Genomic DNA, 16,354 nt, shown 5'->3' with positions numbered 1-16,354 from the left:
GGGACGGACATGACCACCACCGGCTCCCCCTCCTCCGCCTCCTCCCCCGCCGCCTCGTCCGCCCGCGCGGCCCGCACCCGCCGCACGGCGTGGGACCTCAAGGACCTCGTCCTCGTCGTCGTGCTCGGCGTCGTGTTCGGGTTCGCGTACTGGGCCCTGGTCCAGGCGTGGAACGGCCTGAGCATCCTCATGGGCCCCGCGGGCGACCTCTCCCAGCACGTCCTGCTCGGCGGCTGGCTGCTCGTCGCCCCCATCGCCGTCGCGATCGTCCGGCGGCCGTTCGCCGGCGTCGTCGCCGAGCTGCTCGCCTCCGTCGTGGAGTTCGTGTTCCTCGGCTCACCGGTCGGGCCGCTGCTCATGGTCGCCGCGATCCTGCAGGGCGCGGGCAGCGAGCTGCCGTTCGCGCTCACCCGCTACCGGCGGTTCGGGTGGACCGTCTTCGCGGTCTCCGGGCTGCTCGGCGCCGGGCTGGTGTTCTTCTGGTCGGCGTTCCGGTCCGGCTGGTACGGCCAGGAGATCTTCTTCCTGCGGTTCGGCATGCAGCTCGTGTCCGGAATCGTGCTCGGCGGCCTGCTCGCGAAGGTGATCGTGAGCGCGATCGCGCGCACCGGCGTGGTCGACAACTTCGCGATCGGTCGCGACGCGGTCGGGCGGTGAGCGCGGACGAGGCGGTCCTCCCGTCCACCGGCGCGGCCGAGGCGGCGCACGTCGCCGGGTCGGCGCGGGCCGCCGAGACGGCGCGGGTCGGCGCGACGGCAGAGGCCGGCGCGACGGCAGAGGCCGGCGCGACGGCAGAGGCCGGCGCGACGGCAGGGGCCGTCGTCGAGCTCCGCGACGTGTCGGTGCGGTTCCCGCGCCATCCCGAGCCCGTGCTGCGCGCGGTGTCGCTGCGGGTGGGCCCGGGTGAGCAGGTCGTGGTGCTGGGCCCCTCCGGGTCCGGCAAGTCGAGCGTGCTGCACGCCGTGACCGGCGTCGTCCCGCACGCGGTGCACGCCGAGCTCACCGGCGAGGTGACGGTGGTGGGGACGACGACGGCGGACACGTCCGTCGTCGAACGGTCACGCCACCTCGGGGTGCTCGCGCAGGACCCAGCGTCGGCGGTGTGCCTGCCGTTCGTCGAGCAGGAGCTCGCGCTGCCGCTGGAGAACGACGCCGTCGACCCGGCGGGGATCGGGCCGCGGGTGGTCGCCGCTCTGGCCACGGTCGGCGCCGGGCACCTGCGTGACCGCGCGACGGCGGCGCTGTCCGGCGGCGAGTCCCAGCGGGTCGCGCTCGCGGCGGCCCTGGTGACCGAGCCCGCGGTCCTCCTGCTCGACGAGCCGACGTCGATGCTCGACCCCGACGGCGTCGCGTCCGTGCGGTCCGCGGTGCGGTCCGCGGTGCGCACCGGGCCCGGCGAGGTGCCCGGCGAGGTGCCCGGCGGGGATCCGGGCGACGCGGCGAGCGAGCGGGCGGGCGGCGGGGCGACCGGGACGGTCACGCGGCCCCGACCGGCGGTCGTCCTGGTCGAGCACCGGCTCGACGAGTGGGCCGGCCCGGCCGGCACCGCCGGACTGCCCGCGCGGGCGCTGGCGCTGAGCGAGGACGGCAGGGTGCTCGCCGACGGCCCGACGGCGGTCGTGCTGCGCGACCATGCCGCGCGCCTGCACGCCGCGGGCTGCTGGCTGCCGCTGGACGCCGAGCTCGTCGCGCTGACCGGGGTCGAGGGCGGGCTCGCGGCGGAGGCCAACCGGCGCTTCGTCCTGGGTCTGGCCCACGACGTCCCGGCTGCCGCTGCGGCCGCCGCCGGACCGGACCGTCCCGGGACCGACGACCCCGCGCCCGTTCTCGCCGCGCGCGGCCTGGCGGTCGGGCGCGACGCCGCCGGTCCGGCTCCGCGCCGGGGCGGGCGGGGTGGGCACGGCCGGCGACGAGGTCGCCGGCCCGAGCCGGCGACCGGCGCGCCGGCGGGCGCCGTGCTCGCCGGCGTCGACCTGACCGTCCGCCCGGGCGAGGTCGTGGCGCTGCTGGGCGCGAACGGCGTCGGCAAGACGACGCTGCTGCTCACCCTCGCCCGGCTCCTGCCCCCGCTGGCGGGCCGCGTCGAGGGCCCCCGCCCGGGGCTGGTCTTCCAGAACGCCGAGCACGGGTTCGTCGCGCACACCGTCGCGGGCGAGATCGCCCACGGGCTGCCGGCCGACGTCGCCGCCGCGGTGGTCCCCGAGCGGCTGCGGCGGCACCGGCTCGAGCACCTCGCCGACGCCAGCCCGTTCCGGCTGTCCGGCGGGGAGAAGCGGCGGCTGAGCCTCGCGGCGATGCTCGCGCACGAGCGCCCCGTCCTCCTCGCCGACGAGCCGACCCTCGGCCTGGACCGCCGCGACACGCTCGCCACCGTCGCGACGCTGCGGGCCGCCGCCGCGGCCGGGACCGCCGTCGTCCTGGTGAGCCACGACCTGCGCACGGTCGTCTCGGTCGCGGACCGCGTCGTCGTCCTCGGCGGGGGCGGCGTGCTCGCGGACGGCCCGACGGCGGCCACGCTGCGCGACACCGCGCTGATGCGACGCGCCGGGCTGGCCGTGCCGCCGCTGGTCGCGTGGCTGCTCGAGCACCTGCCGGACAGTGCGGTCACCGCAGTCGTGCGCCGGCTGGACGCGGCGGTGGCCCGATGAGCGCGCTGGGCCGCACGGTCACCGACTCGCCGCTCGCGCGGCGCAATCCGACGGTCAAGCTCGCGCTGCTCACCGTGGTCTCGGTGGTCGTGCTCTTCGTGCTCGACCCGCTCACCCCCGGGGTGCTCTACGGCCTCGCGCTGGTCGGCGTCGTCGTCGGGACGCGGGCCGCGCCGCGCACGCTCGCGCTCGCGCACGTGCCGTTCGTCGCGTTCGCCGTCGGCGTGCTCCTGGTCAACGCGCTGTCCCGGCCCGGGACGGTGCTGTGGACGGCGGGGCCGCTGCGGGTCACGCAGGAGGGCGTCGAGATCGGGACGGCCCTGGCCGCCCGCACCCTGCTCATCGGGGTGCTGGCGGTCGGCTTCCTGCTGTCGACCGACGGCGTCGCGCTCATGACGAGCCTGCGCAGCAACGCCCGGCTCAGCCCGCGGGTCACCTACGCGGCGCTCGCCGGGTACCGGATGCTCCAGGAGATGCCGCGCGAGTGGGCGACCCTGCAGCACGCGCACGCCGTGCGGGCTCCCCTGCGCGACGACGGCCGGGCCGTGCTCGGCGTCCGGCACCACGCGGGCGTCGTCTTCGGGCTGCTCGTGGTCTCGCTGCGCAAGGGCGAGCGCATGTCGCAGGCCCTGGAGTCCCGCGGTCTCGGGCGGACACCGCACACGACGTGGCGGCCCGTGGCGGTGGACCGCCGCGACGCCGGGCTCGTCGTCGGTGTGCTCGCCGTGCTCGCCCTCGTCCTGGCGCTCAGCGCCGTCCTCGACATCCTGGAGGGTCCCGGTGCGCTCACCCGCTGACACCATGCACCTGATCGCGATGGTCACCCCGCCGACCAGCCAGTACGCGGAGAACTGGCGTCATCCGCTGAGCCGGACCGACTGGCTCGACGCCCGGTTCTACGCCGACCTCGCCCGCACGCTGGAACGCGGGTGCTTCGACATGATGTTCCTGCCCGACGCGCTCGCGGTGCCCGAGGACCACACCGGGGACTACGCGACCACGGTCCGGACCGGCGGCAAGGGCACGATCTACCTCGACCCCGTGGTCGTCGCCGCCGTCGCCGCGGGCGCCACGCAGCACCTGGGGCTCGGGGCGACGGTGTCCACGACGTTCCTGCCGCCGTACGCGATCGCCCGCACGCTGCTGACCCTCGATCACCTGTCCGGCGGGCGGACGGCGTGGAACATCGTCACCTCGACCACCGACGCCGAAGCCCGCAACCTCGGGCTGCCCGCGATGCCGCCGAAAGGTGAGCGGTACGACCACGCCGACCGAGTCGTGCAGACCGTGCTCGACCTGTGGGACACCTGGCAGCCGGACGCGCTGACCCTCGACCGGCCGGGCCGCGTCTTCGCCGCCCCGGCCCGGATCGGTCGCATCCCGGCCCGCGGCGACGGTCCGCCGCTCAGCCGGGGGCCGATCACCCTCCCCCGCAGCCCGCAGGGTCGGCCGGTGCTCATGCAGGCCGGTGCCTCCGACCGTGGCAAGGCATTCGCCGCCCGGTGGGCCGAGGTGGTCTTCGCCAGCGCCGACTCCCCCGAGGCGATGCGCGCCCTGCGGACCGAGCTGCGCGAGCGGGCCGCCGCGCACGGGCGCGACCCCGACGACCTCCGGGTGCTCCCGGCCGTCCAGCCCGTCGTCGGGCCGACCGACGCGGCCGCCCACCGGCGCGTGACAGAGCTCGAGGACCTCCTCGACGAGTCCGAGGTGCTCACGGTGCTCGGTCGGCTGCTGCACGCCGCCCCGGACGAGCTCGACCCCGACGCCGACGCCGCCCGCCTCATCGAGGCCCACCGCGGCTCCACCGGCAGCGACGGGTTCGAGGAGATGCTGCTGCGCGCGTGCCGTGCCGAGGGGCTCACCGTCCGGGACCTCGCGGTCCGGCAGGCGATGACGCAGCTCAAGCCCCAGCCGACCGGCTCGCCGGCCACGGTCGCGGAGTACCTGTGCGACCTGTTCGACTCGGGCGCCGCGGACGGGTTCGTCGTGATGTCGGCGCTCTACCCGTCGTCACTCACGGAGTTCGTCGACGGTGTGGTCCCCGAGCTGCAGCGCCGGGGCCGGTTCCGGCGCCGGTACGACGGGACGACGCTGCGCGATCGGCTGGGGCCGTCGTGCGGTGATGGCTGGTCGGCGCCGGGAAGCAGGACGACGTCGGCGGCGTTAGCCTCCAGCAGCGTCCAGCGTCGAACGCGTCCTCCCCGCTGTCCGCCTGAAGGGCGCCCCATGACCGACCCGACGTCGTCCTCCCTGCGTGCCGCCCCCGGCGGCACGACCGCCGCTGCCGCACCCACCTCGAGCGGACGGGACCACCGGTGGCTGGGGCTGGCCGTCATCGGCGTCGCCCAGCTCATGGTCGTGCTCGACAGCACCATCGTGAACATCGCGCTGCCCACCGCCCAGGCCGACCTCGGGTTCGACAACGACCAGCGGCAGTGGGTCGTCACGGCCTACTCGCTCGCGTTCGGCAGCCTGCTGCTGCTCGGTGGTCGGCTCTCCGACCTCTTCGGCCGGCGCCCCGCGTTCGTCACCGGCCTCATCGGCTTCGCCGCCGCCTCCGCGCTCGGCGGCGCGGCGACGTCGTTCGAGTGGCTCGTCGCCGCACGCGCCCTGCAGGGCGTGTTCGGCGCCCTGCTCGCCCCGGCCGCGCTGTCCCTGCTCACCACGACGTTCACCGACCCCCGGGAGCGAGGCAAGGCGTTCGGCATCTTCGGCGCGATCGCCGGATCGGGCGCGGCCATCGGGCTGCTGCTCGGCGGCGTGCTCACCGAGTACGCGTCGTGGCGGTGGTGCCTGTACGTGAACATCCTCATCGCCGCGGTCGGCGTCGTGGGCGCCTTCCTCTACCTGCACGCGGTCCCGCGCCCGGCCACGCGTCCGCACATCGACCTGCCCGGCGTCCTGACCGTGACGCTCGGCCTCGTCGCGATCGTCTACGGGTTCTCGAACGCCGAGGTCAACGGCTGGGACGACACGCTCACCGCCGTCTGCCTCGTCCTCGGCGTCGCGCTGCTCGTGGGCTTCGTGCTGCTCCAGCGCCGGGTCGCCCATCCCCTGCTGCCGCTGCGCGTGGTGCTCGACCGCGACCGCGGCGGGGCGTTCCTCGCCATCGGCCTCGTCGCCATCGGGATGTTCGGGCTGTTCCTGTTCCTCACGTACTACCTGCAGCTCACGCTCGGCTTCTCGGCCCTGCAGACCGGCTTCGCCTTCCTGCCGATGAGCGCGTCGATCATGCTGTCCTCGACCCTCGTCGGTGCCCGGCTGCTGCCGCGCGTCGGCCCGCGGGTGCTCGTCACGGTCGGTGGCTCGCTCGCCACGATCGGCATGGTGCTGCTGACCCGGATCGGCGTCGACACCGCGTACGCGACCACGGTCCTGCCCGCGATCGTCGTGCTCGGCGCCGGCCTCGGCCTCATCTTCTCCTCGAGCTTCGCCACCGCGACGTCCGGCGTCGAGCGCCAGGACGCCGGCGTCGCGTCGGCCACCGTGAACACCATGCAGCAGGTCGGCGGGTCGATCGGCACCGCGCTGCTGAGCACCCTGGCCGCCAACGCGACGGCCGACTACCTCGTCGGTCGCGACGCGTCGCCGGCCGTGCAGGCCGCGGCGGCGCTCGAGGGGTACCAGACCGCGTTCTGGGCGTCCGCGATCGGGTTCGCGCTGGTCACCGTCGTCGGGGCGACGGTGCTGCGCGGGCAGCGGGACCGGGTCGCGCGCGCCGCGGCCGCCGCCGACGACGACCGGACGGGTGTCGCGGCCGAGGCGCCGGTCGGGGCGCACTGACGCGTCACTCGCAGCGGGGTCACTCGCAGCCGGGCCGTGCAGGCCCGCGCCGGTCACGGCGCGAGCGGCTCCAGCACGTCGAGGACGGCGCGCCACAGGCGGGACCGCGGGTCGACGACGGCGAAGTGGTCCCCCGGCCCCTCCACCGTGACGACGTCGTCGCCGGCGGCGCGGGCCTGCGTCGCGAAGGCGCGGGCCATGGCCAGCAGGTGCGGGTCGTCGTCGAGACCGCACACCACCGCGAGCGGTAGGCCGACCGGAACCCGCGAGAGCGGTGACGACGCCCGATACAGGTCCGGCGCGTCCTCGGGCCGGGCACCGAGGGCGGCAGCGACTGCGCCGCCACCCAGCCCGAGGCGGTCGCCCGCGACGAGGTCGAGCACGCCGGCGAGGGAGACCGTGAGCGCCGGGCGGACGTGGGGTGCGTGGTCGGTGGTGACGTCCGCGGCGACGTCGGCCGCGAGCCGGATGGCGAGCTGACCGCCGGCGGAGTGCCCGAGGGTCACGACGCGCGCCAGGTCGAGCGGCGCGGCGCCGTCTGCATGCTCGTCGACGTCCGCGAGCGCGGCGAGGGCCGCGGCGACGTCGTCGGTGGTGGCCGCCCAGCCGTGGTCGTCCGGACGCCGGTACTCGACGTTCCACGTCGCCCAGCCGCGCGCGGTGAGGTCGAGCGCCAGGGGCTCCATGAGGTCGCTCTCCCAGCGTGAGCGCCAGTAGCCGCCGTGGACGAGGACGGCGACCGGGTGACCGTCGGGACCGGGCGGCGTCGTCGGCAGGTGCAGGTCGGCGACCTGGTCGCGATCGGGGCCGTAGCGGTGCGTCAGCGCGGGCGGGTGCGTGTGGTGCGCCCACCACGCGTCGACGGCGTACCGCAGGCCGTCGAGGCCGCGGCCCCGCAGGTGCCGGCGGACGGCGGGTGCCTGGTCGCGCGGGCGGCCGTCGAGGTCGAGGCGCAGGACCGGTGCGGCGACGTCGGCGGCGAGAGGGCCGAGGTCGGTCGCCACCCCGGGCACGACGACGGGCTCGTGCCCCCGCGCGGTCGCCGCCGCGATCGCGTCGCGCAGCTCGTCCGGGGACCCGGTCAGCACGAGCTCGCCGGTCAGGCCGCGGGCGTCCAGGGCGGCGTCGAGCACCTCGAGCGACGCGGCGGCGTCCGGCAGCTCGTCCGGGGCCACGAGCACGGTGACGTGACGGCTGGCGTGACCCGTGGCGGCGTCGGGTGTCATGGGACGGGCCGCTCGGTGAGGACGTCCCGCAGGACGGCCAGCCCGTCGTGCACCTCGAGGAACGACGTGCTCAGCGGCGCGGGGCCGATCCGGATGCCGCCGGGGTCGCGGTAGTCGGGGATCACGCCGCGCCGCCACAGCTCGTCGGTGACCTCGCGGAAGTCGGCGCGGTGCAGCGTGACGTGGCCGCCGCGGCGGGCGGGGTCGCGCGGCGAGACGACGTCGACCCCGAGGTCGCCGAACCACGCGTCGACCAGCTCGAGGGTGAACTCGGTCAGCCGGAGCGACTTGGCACGGACGGCGGCCATCCCGGCGCGGCCGATCACCTCGAGACCGCACCGCAGCGGGACCATCGCGAGGATCGGCGGCGTCCCGCTGACCAGCGCGCGGGCACCGGACGCCGGCGCGTACCCGGGCCCCATGAGCATCGGCTCGGCGTGCCCCATCCACCCCTGCACCGGCTGGCGCAGCGTGCCGTGGTGCCGGGTCGCGAGGTAGCCGAACGCCGGCGACCCCGGCCCGCCGCACAGGTACTTGTACGAGCACCCGACCGCGAGGTCGACGTCCCAGTCGTCGAGCCGGAGCTCGACCGACCCGACCGAGTGGCTGAGGTCCCACAGCACGAGGGCGCCCGCGGCGTGGACGGCGTCGGTGATCGCGACGGCGTCGGCCATCCAGCCCGAGCGGTAGGCGACGTGGCTGAACGTCGCGAGCGCCGTCCGGGGGCCGACGGCGGCGCGGACCTCCTCCACGGTGACGCCGGCCGTGGGGTCGGTGTCGATCCACCGGACCGTCATCCCGCGCTCGGCGGCGATGCCCTCGATGACGTAGCGGTCGGTCGGGAAGTTGTCGGTGTCGCACACGATCTCGTCGCGGCCGGGTGGGGCGGCGTCCACGGCCGCACGGACGAGCTTGTAGAACAGCACGGTCGTGGAGTCGGCGACCACGGTCTGCCCGGGGGCGGCGCCGAGCGCGACGCGGCCGAGCTCGTCACCGACCGTCTCGGGCCACTGCATCCACCCGTCCGTCCAGCCGCGGATGAGGCGTCCGGCCCACTGGCCGCCGACGAACTCGGCCATCCGGTCCGCCGTCGCCCGCAGCGGTCGGCCCAGGGAGTTGCCGTCGAGGTAGGAGACGACGTCCGGGGCGGCGTCGAGCAGGAACTCGTCGCGCACGGCGGCGAGCGGGTCGGTCCGATCCAGCTCGTCCGCGCGGGCGAGCCAGTCGGTGCCGACGTGCGGCGTGGCGGTCACGGGTCTCCTGGGTGGGTGCGGGCGCCTCATCCTCGCCGACGACGGCGGGTGGCGGCGCGCGGGGCGGCGTGCCCGGCGTCGGCAGCGGCCCGACGTCATGCCTCGGTCTGCGTCAGCTTGTCCGGGTCCACCACCATCGCGATCTCGCGGATGCGGCCGTCGTCGCCCACCGCGAGGTCGACCACGGCGACGACCGCGTCGCGGTCCCGCACGACGACGCCCGTCCGACCGTTGACCGGCTCGACCGACGGCCGCAGGTCCGCGCTGTGCCGCTGCTGCCGGGCGGTCACGCCGAGGAGGTACTGCGCGACCGCCGCCGCTCCCACGACGGGTCGACGCGCCGCACGGATGTGCACCCCGCCGTCCGCGCGCGAGACGACGTCCGGGTCGAGCACCGCCACGAGCCCCTCGAGGTCACCGGCCGCGCACGCCCGCGCGAAGGCGGTGACGACGGCGTCCCGAGCCGGTCCGGCGACCGTCTCGCGCGGCCCCGACCGGAGGCGGCGCCGCGCCGAGGTCGCCAGCTGTCGGCACGCCTCGGGCGTCCGGGCCACCACCTCGGCGACCTCGGCGAACGGCACGCCGAACACGTCGTGGAGGATCAGGCTCACGCGTTCCGCCGGCGTGAGCTGCTCCATCGCGACCAGCAGGGCGAGGGTCACCGACTCGTCCATGCTCACCGCGTCGGCCGGGTCGACCGGTGCCGCCGAGCCGTGCGCGACGGCGCCGACCGACCCGATCAGGGGCTCGGGCAGCCAGATCCCGGCGCCGGCCTCGCGCCGCGAGCGCGCCGACCCCAGCACGTCGAGGCACACCCGACCGACCACCCGGGTCAGCCACGCCAACGGCTCCCGGACGGCGTCCCGCTCCGCCGGCGTCAGCGCCTGCCACCGGGCGAACCCCTCCTGGACGGCGTCCTCCGCGTCGTGCACCGACCCGAGCACCCGGTACGCGACGCCGAACAGGTGCCGGTACCCCACGCTGCCCGGCGCGAACATCAGGCGCCCACCCTGGCCGCGGGCGCGGGCGCGGGCGCGGGGTCCGACCGGGCCGGCCGCGCGACGGGTCCCCGCGGCGACCGGTACCGGCCCGGGTGCACGCTCTCGGTGGCCGGGGCTTCCCCGGCCATCCGGCAGATCGCCTCCTTGACCACGGCGCCTGCCCGGCCCGACAGGGCGAGACGACGGGGGACGTCGTCGGCCCGGACCACCTGCACGTACCCCGCCGGCCGCCCCAGGCTCAGGCACTGCACGAGGTAGCCCACGGACGCGGCCGGCGGCTCCTGCCCACGCAGGACGGCGAGCACGGTCGCGGCCGCGGCACCGCCGAGTGGCAGCGCGGCGGCGCAGCCCATGCGCAGGTGAGCGCCGACGTCGTCGGGCAGCCGGACGGCGTCACCCGCGCCGATGATCGCCGGGTCGTCGACGCTGCGCAGGTCCGCCCCGACCCGCAGCCGCCCGAGGTCGTCGACGCGCAGGCCGCTGCGGGCGGCGAGGTCGGGGGCGCGGAAGGACGCGGCCCACAGGGCGACGTCGAAGGCGACGTCGTGCCCCCGTCGGCCAGGAGTCGGCGGTCCTCGACGCGATCCACGCGCACACCCTCGCGCAGCGTGACGCCGAGCCGACGCAGGCGGCGCGCCACCGATCGGCGCGCCGCGGGGCGCATGGTGGGCACCAGGTCGCCGCCCGTGAGCAGGACGACGTCGGCGTCCGGGCGCCGCTCCGCCACCTCGGCCGCGGTCTCCACCCCGGTGAGCCCGCCGCCGACGACGACGACGCGCGCACCCGGGGCGGCGGAGGCGAGCGCCGTCCGTGCCGCGGTCGCGCCGGCCGACGAGCCGATCGCGTGCGTGTGCTCGTGCGCGCCGGGGACGTCGTGGTGGGGTTCGCTCCCGACCGCGTGGACGAGCAGGTCGTACGGGACGACCGGGTCGGCAGCGACCGGCGCCAGGTGGACGTGGCGGCGGGACGCGTCGATGCGCTCGGCCCGTCCGACGACGATCTCGACGTCCGGGTGCAGGACGTCCCGCAGCGGAACGGACGCCGACACCCGGCTGCCGGCCGCGAGCTCGTGCAGGCGGACGCGGTCCCAGAACACGTCGGTCGGGTTCACGAGCCGGACGCGGGTCCGGGCGGCCTCGGCGGCGGTGAGGGACGCGCGCAGCCGGTTGGCGCACAGGACTCCGGCGTATCCGGCGCCCAGGACGACGACGGTCCGGCGCGGGGTGGGCGTGCTCATGGCGGCTCCTCGAGGTGGACGGCGGGTCGTCACGTCTGACGAGACAGGCCGACCGGATGTGAGGTCGTCACCCTGTGAGGTGGGTCACGAGCCCGCGCGCGCCTCCGCCTCGGCGACGAGCGCCCGCAACTCGGCGACGTCGACCGACCGCGGCGGGCGACCTTCGATGACGAGGCGGTGGGCGGCCGCCTGGACGGCGTCGTTCACCGGCGTCGGGACGCCGTGCAGCCGGCCGAGCAGGCCGATCTCGCCGTTGAGGTAGTCCACCTCGATGCTGCCGGTGCCGCGCGCGAGACTCTGCCACGTCGAGCTGCCGCCACGCGACCCGCCGGTCGACCGGACCTGCACCGCGTCACCGCGCCGCTCGCGCTCCTCGTCCGGCGTCGAGAACGCGATCCCCGCGGCGTGGAGCACCGCCTCCCCCTCGGTGCGCAGCCGGCGGCCGAGCTCGTCGGTGCCCGGACCGTTGCCGCACGCCGCGTCGAGCCCGTTGCGCAGGTTGCTGAGCAGCTTGCCGTGCTTCCAGCGCATGACGTCGGCGTCCTCGGGGGCCAGAAACCGGCTGGCCGCGAGCGCGGTGGCGACCTGCGCCGAGACGTCGTCGAGCGGGCCACCCAGCCGGCCGACCGTGAGCATCCCGGAGTACGGGCCGCCCTCGGCGTGGATCGTCCCGGGCTCGAGATAGGTCGCCGGCAGCCAGACGCAGACCGGGTACACACGCCGGAACACGCGCAGGGCGGCGACCTCGTTCGCGACGCCGTTCTGCGCGACCACGAACGGCAGTCGCGTCGCTGCGGTGCCGGGGGACGCGGCGGTGGCCGGGGTGGCGGACGGTGTGGCGGTCACCGGCGTGGCGGATGGCGCGGCGGTCGCCGGCGTGGCGGATGGCGCGGCGGTCGCCGCGGTGCCGGACGACGCGGCGGTGGCCGCGGTGGCGGACGACGCGGCGGTCACCGGGACGTGGGCCCACGTGTCGAGGACCGCCGGGGTGTCCTGCGACTTGACCGCCGAGACGAGGACGTCGTCGTCGGTCAGCGTCAGCTCGTCCGGTCCCGCGACAGCGGGGACCGGAAGGTTCGCGACGCCGTCGGGGGTGTGCAGCTCCAGGCCGCGCTCGCGCAGCGCGTCGAGGTGGGCGCCGCGCGCGACGAGGACGATGTCGTGGCCGGACTCGTGGAGGCGCCCGCCGATGGTCCCGCCGACCGCACCGGCGCCGATGATGATGAATCGCACCGCCGCATCGTTGCGCACGGGCGAGCGTGGGGCGCGGCGGTGGGGGCGGGGGTGCGTGGTGCGTGGCGTCGCGAGCTAGCGACCAGGGGCGCTGCCGCATGGGCGCGGCGGGTAGCGGCGCAGCGACAGCGCCGGGGCGCAGCGACAGCGCCGGGGGCGCGGCGGCAAGCGGCGCGGCCACACCGGCGCGGCAGGTGGTGGCGCGGCGGCAGCGGCGCGGCAGCTCAGCGACACCGGCGCGGCAGGTGGTGGCGCGGCGACGAGCGGTGGGTGGCGCCGACTGCGGCGGGCAGCGGAGCACGAGGTCGCGCACTCCGGGTGCTCGAGGACCATCCACAGATGGCCGCGCGCTCCCCGCGTGTCAGTGCCGAGCGATAGGATTCGAACATCAGTTCGAGCGTGGAGGTGAGGCGCCATGACCACAGACGCACCTCCACGCGCACCCGGGACCACAACGGCATCCCGCGCCGATGACCTCCCCGGGGCAGCAGCGCTGACAGAGGTCCAGGCGGCGACGGCTGTGCTGTCCCGGCTCCGAGCGCTGACGGCGCACGCCGACTCGTGGGCACCAGAGCTCCGGCGAGAAGTCCTCGCCGGGCTCGGGCACGTGGTGGACGGGATGACCGCGACCCGTGCCGCCGTGCTCGTCGCCGAGCAGCGGTCGGGGGCGTGGCAGGGATCCGGGGACCGGTCGTTCGCGAGCTGGCACGCGCGGACCTCGGGGAACGGCGACCGCTGCGCCACCGCGCAGGTGCGTCAGGCCGAGCGACTCGCCGTCGTGCCGCAGGTGGCTGACGCCGTCGTGCAGGGTCGCATCGGCCTCGAGCACGCCGAGGCGATCGCCGGTCTGGCCGCCACCGGGACACCGGCACAGCAGGAGGCGGTGTCGTCGCCGTCCGCACAGGAGCAGCTGATCGCGTTGGCGGGCGAGGTCGATGCCGGCGCCTTCGGTGGGGCGGTGTCGCGATGGGCGGCGGCGGTCGACCCGGACGCCCTCGAAGCCGATCACCAGGCGCAACGCCGTGAGCGCTTCCTGCACGTGTCGGACACCCCGCGCGGTGCGTTCCTGCGGGGTCGACTGGACCAGGCGGCCGGACGGCGACTTCGCCACGCCCTGGAGGCGCTGACGCCCCGCCCCGCCGCGGACGACGACCGTGACCGCGGCCAGCGAGCCGCGGACGCCCTCGACTCGATGGCGCAGGCCATCCTCGCGGCGGCGGACACCAAGCCGGGCGCCCACGTGCCCCCGCAGGTGTCGCTGATCATGACCCAGGAGGCCTGGGTCGCAGCCCGCGCGCACCGTGACCGGCAACGCGCCGCGGCCTCGTCCGCGGGTGCGGGCTCGGGTGCAGCTGCGGATGCGGATGCGGATGCGCGTTCGGGTGCGGGTGCAGGTTCGGGCGCAGGCGTGGGCAGTGCTGACGCGACCCAGGTCACGCAGGACGCCGGGGCTGCGCCGCACCCGAGCTCGTTGTGCACGCCGGCGACCTGGGAGGACGGCACCCCGGTTCCCGCGAGCGAGCTCGCGATCGCGCTGTGCGAGTGCGACGTGACGCGCATCGCGGTCGACGCGAACGGCGTCCCGGTCGACCTCGGACGCACGCAACGACTGTTCACCGGAGAGCAGCGACGGGCGATCATCGCCCGGGATCGAGAGTGCATCTGGCCGTCCTGCCACCAGCCGGCTCGCTGGTGCCAGATCCACCACCTGCGCTGGTGGGACCGGGACTCCGGCCCCACCAGCCTCGACAACGGTGGCCTGGTCTGCAGCTTCCACCACCAGGAGATCCACCGGCGCGACCTCGTGGTGATCCGCCACGTCGGCTCCGACACGGATCCCCCTGGGCAGGACCACCGAACGGCGGAGGTCGACCGCCGGGCACCGGACGACGTCGGCGTCGCGAGCTGCTCGCTGCCGTCACCTACGAGATCCGTGACCGCTCGGGACGCATCCTCGGTGAGCGACCACGACCACCGGGTCCGCCCACGGGTGCGGCGACGGCGACGACCCCACCCGGAGCGACGGCACCCGCCGCCACGGTGCCGAGCGCGGCCGCAGGAACCGGCGCGATGACGCACGGCTCGACGAGGAACGGCTCGCCATCGGACAGCGGCTGTCGTGACCTGACGCTGTTCGACACCGGCTGAGGTGGCAGCTGAGGTGGCGGCTCAGGTGCCGTCGAAGGTGCCGATTGAGGCCCCGGCTGCGGTGTCGGCTCTGGTCAGGGTCAGTTCCCGGCGCGGGCGCAGGTCGCAGCGCCACCCGCACCCGGGCGCAGGCACGGCTCGTGCGCAGCCACAACGCCCGCTCAGGGCACCGGCTCGCGCAGGCACGGGACCCGGCGTGGGTGGCGAGCCTCCGCGACCCTAGTCCGGCGGAGACGGCTCAGCGCGCGTCGTGTCCCGTGAATCGCTCGGCGCCGCGCTTCGGACTCGTCGCCGTGGCACGCTCGCAGCGCTACCCCGACCACCCGTGACAAGCGACGGAGAAGGACGCATGGAGTACACCAAGCTCGGCAGCACCGGCCTCGACGTGTCCCGCATCGCACTGGGCTGCATGACCTACGGCGAGCCGGACCGCGGCAACCACTCGTGGACCTTGACCGAGGAAGCGAGCCGGCCGCTCCTGAAGAAAGCCGTTGAGCTCGGCATCACGTTCTGGGACACCGCCAACGTGTACTCGGACGGATCGAGCGAGGAGATCGTCGGACGCGCGATCAAGGACTTCACGCGCCGCGAGGACGTCGTGCTGGCGACCAAGGTCCACGGGCGCATGCGTCCCGGTCCGAACGGCGGCGGGCTGTCGCGCCGGGCGATCCTGCACGAGATCGACGCGAGCCTGACCCGGCTCGGCACCGACTACGTCGACCTGTACCAGATCCACCGGTGGGACCCCACGACGCCCGTCGAGGAGACCCTCGAGGCGCTGCACGACGTCGTCAAGGCCGGCAAGGCCCGCTACATCGGCGCGTCGTCGATGTGGGCGTGGCAGTTCAGCAAGGCCCTGCACCTGCAGCGCGCGAACGGTTGGACGCGGTTCGTCTCCATGCAGGACCACCTCAATCTCCTCAACCGCGAGGAGGAGCGCGAGATGCTGCCGCTATGCGCTGACGAGGGCATCGGCGTCATCCCGTGGAGCCCGCTCGCCCGCGGCCGCCTCACGCGCGACTGGCAGGCGTCCACGGCGCGCTCGGAAACCGATGAGTTCGGCAAGACGCTGTACTCGACCGAGGGCAACGACGCCGAGATCGCCGCCGCGGTTGCCGCCGTCGCCACCGACCGTGGCATCCCGCGCGCGCAGGTGGCTCTCGCCTGGGTGCTGCAGGTGCCCGCGGTCACCGCACCGATCATCGGGGCGAGCAAGGCGAGCCACCTCGACGACGCCGTTGCGGCGCTCGAGATCGACCTGACGGGCGAGGAGGTGGAGCGACTGGAGAGCCCCTACCAGCCGCACCCGGTCGCCGGCTTCTAGGCCGAGCGCAGCTCGATGTCGGCGAACGACGTCACGTAGTGCTCGGCGTCGACCGGGACGGCCGCCAGCAGCGGCATGTACGCCACTGCCTCCTCGCGGAGCATCGCCTCGGTCGTGAAGTCGTGGCCGTCCCGGTAGTGGTAGACGAGCCTGACGTGCCCGCGGGGCGGCGCCGCGTGCGGCGGCGCGGGCTGCGGCGGCGCGTTGTCCGACGATCCGGTGTGCCGGTCTGCGGTCATCCCCATGTGATTCCCCTCGACGTGAGCGCGACGTCGCGCTCTGCTCAGGTCCGGCTGCTTCCACCATGACCCTCCGGCGTGGTGAGCGCCATCCGGCGCGCGGGTGAACGGTGGACGCATCGGCAGCTCTTGGGTCCAAGGGCCCGGGGCGGACCCGTCCCGCCCACCTAGCGTGGTGCGGGCCGGGGCGGCACCCGCCGCTCCGCGGTGGTGGACGACGTCGTCGTCGCAGCGCCCGCACCGGCACCAACACCAACACCAA

The 16,354-nt window shown here is 75.6% G+C and carries 13 protein-coding genes; 6 read left to right on the top strand and 7 right to left on the bottom strand.

Features of this window, described 5'->3' with window-relative positions; all coding sequences use genetic code 11:
* Positions 1-9 precede the first annotated feature (9 nt).
* From REH70_RS04870 to REH70_RS04855, 4 genes are read left to right on the top strand one after another with little or no spacing between them, the layout of a single operon-like run.
* On the top strand, positions 10-657 hold the full coding sequence (locus tag REH70_RS04870) for an ECF transporter S component (RefSeq protein WP_310752781.1): 648 nt from the start codon (positions 10-12) through the stop codon (positions 655-657).
* Positions 654-2,648, top strand: a complete 1,995-nt coding sequence (locus REH70_RS04865) for an ABC transporter ATP-binding protein (RefSeq protein ID WP_310752779.1) — start codon at positions 654-656, stop codon at positions 2,646-2,648. The genes REH70_RS04870 and REH70_RS04865 overlap by 4 nt, the downstream gene beginning before the upstream one ends.
* Complete coding sequence (locus REH70_RS04860) at positions 2,645-3,445, top strand: energy-coupling factor transporter transmembrane component T (protein WP_310752777.1); 801 nt, start codon at positions 2,645-2,647, stop codon at positions 3,443-3,445. The genes REH70_RS04865 and REH70_RS04860 overlap by 4 nt, the downstream gene beginning before the upstream one ends.
* Positions 3,446-3,449: 4 nt before the next feature.
* Entirely contained in the window at positions 3,450-6,431 is a 2,982-nt protein-coding gene (locus REH70_RS04855) for an NtaA/DmoA family FMN-dependent monooxygenase (RefSeq protein ID WP_310752776.1), read from the top strand.
* 53 nt (positions 6,432-6,484) lie between these two features.
* Here the strand turns inward: REH70_RS04855 and REH70_RS04850 are convergent, their stop codons facing one another.
* The 6 genes from REH70_RS04850 to REH70_RS04825 all read right to left on the bottom strand — a co-directional run bounded on the left by REH70_RS04850 (position 6,485) and on the right by REH70_RS04825 (position 12,381).
* Positions 6,485-7,657: an alpha/beta hydrolase gene (locus REH70_RS04850; RefSeq protein WP_310752775.1), complete on the bottom strand. Its 1,173-nt coding sequence runs from the start codon at positions 7,655-7,657 to the stop codon at positions 6,485-6,487.
* Positions 7,654-8,910, bottom strand: coding sequence for a kynureninase (gene kynU / locus REH70_RS04845; protein WP_310752774.1), 1,257 nt, complete (start codon positions 8,908-8,910; stop codon positions 7,654-7,656). The genes REH70_RS04850 and kynU overlap by 4 nt, the downstream gene beginning before the upstream one ends.
* Before the next feature lie 95 nt (positions 8,911-9,005).
* Complete coding sequence (sigJ, locus tag REH70_RS04840) at positions 9,006-9,908, bottom strand: RNA polymerase sigma factor SigJ (protein ID WP_310752772.1); 903 nt, start codon at positions 9,906-9,908, stop codon at positions 9,006-9,008.
* A complete protein-coding gene (locus tag REH70_RS04835; RefSeq protein ID WP_310752770.1) occupies positions 9,908-10,174 on the bottom strand; it encodes a hypothetical protein in 267 nt (88 codons plus the stop codon). Before REH70_RS04835 ends, sigJ begins: the two co-directional genes overlap by 1 nt.
* A complete protein-coding gene (locus REH70_RS04830; RefSeq protein ID WP_310752767.1) occupies positions 10,150-11,148 on the bottom strand; it encodes an FAD-dependent oxidoreductase in 999 nt (332 codons plus the stop codon). Before REH70_RS04830 ends, REH70_RS04835 begins: the two co-directional genes overlap by 25 nt.
* 84 nt (positions 11,149-11,232) lie before the next feature.
* Positions 11,233-12,381, bottom strand: a complete 1,149-nt coding sequence (locus REH70_RS04825) for a 2-dehydropantoate 2-reductase N-terminal domain-containing protein (protein ID WP_310752764.1) — start codon at positions 12,379-12,381, stop codon at positions 11,233-11,235.
* Positions 12,382-13,000: 619 nt separating this feature from the next.
* On the opposite strand from REH70_RS04825, the gene REH70_RS04820 reads away from it, so the two are divergent.
* On the top strand, positions 13,001-14,455 hold the full coding sequence (locus REH70_RS04820) for a DUF222 domain-containing protein (RefSeq protein ID WP_310752762.1): 1,455 nt from the start codon (positions 13,001-13,003) through the stop codon (positions 14,453-14,455).
* 423 nt (positions 14,456-14,878) lie between these two features.
* A complete protein-coding gene (locus REH70_RS04815) occupies positions 14,879-15,853 on the top strand; it encodes an aldo/keto reductase (RefSeq protein ID WP_310752759.1) in 975 nt (324 codons plus the stop codon).
* On the opposite strand, the gene REH70_RS04810 is transcribed toward REH70_RS04815, so the two are convergent.
* On the bottom strand, positions 15,850-16,098 hold the full coding sequence (locus REH70_RS04810; protein WP_310752757.1) for a hypothetical protein: 249 nt from the start codon (positions 16,096-16,098) through the stop codon (positions 15,850-15,852). The genes REH70_RS04815 and REH70_RS04810 overlap by 4 nt on opposite strands.
* Positions 16,099-16,354: the final 256 nt, after the last annotated feature.

This window comes from Cellulomonas sp. ATA003, assembly GCF_031582905.1.
Lineage (GTDB): Bacteria > Actinomycetota > Actinomycetes > Actinomycetales > Cellulomonadaceae > Pengzhenrongella.
Note: the sequence above shows the minus strand (reverse complement) of the source record. Positions and strands in the feature narration are given on the sequence as shown.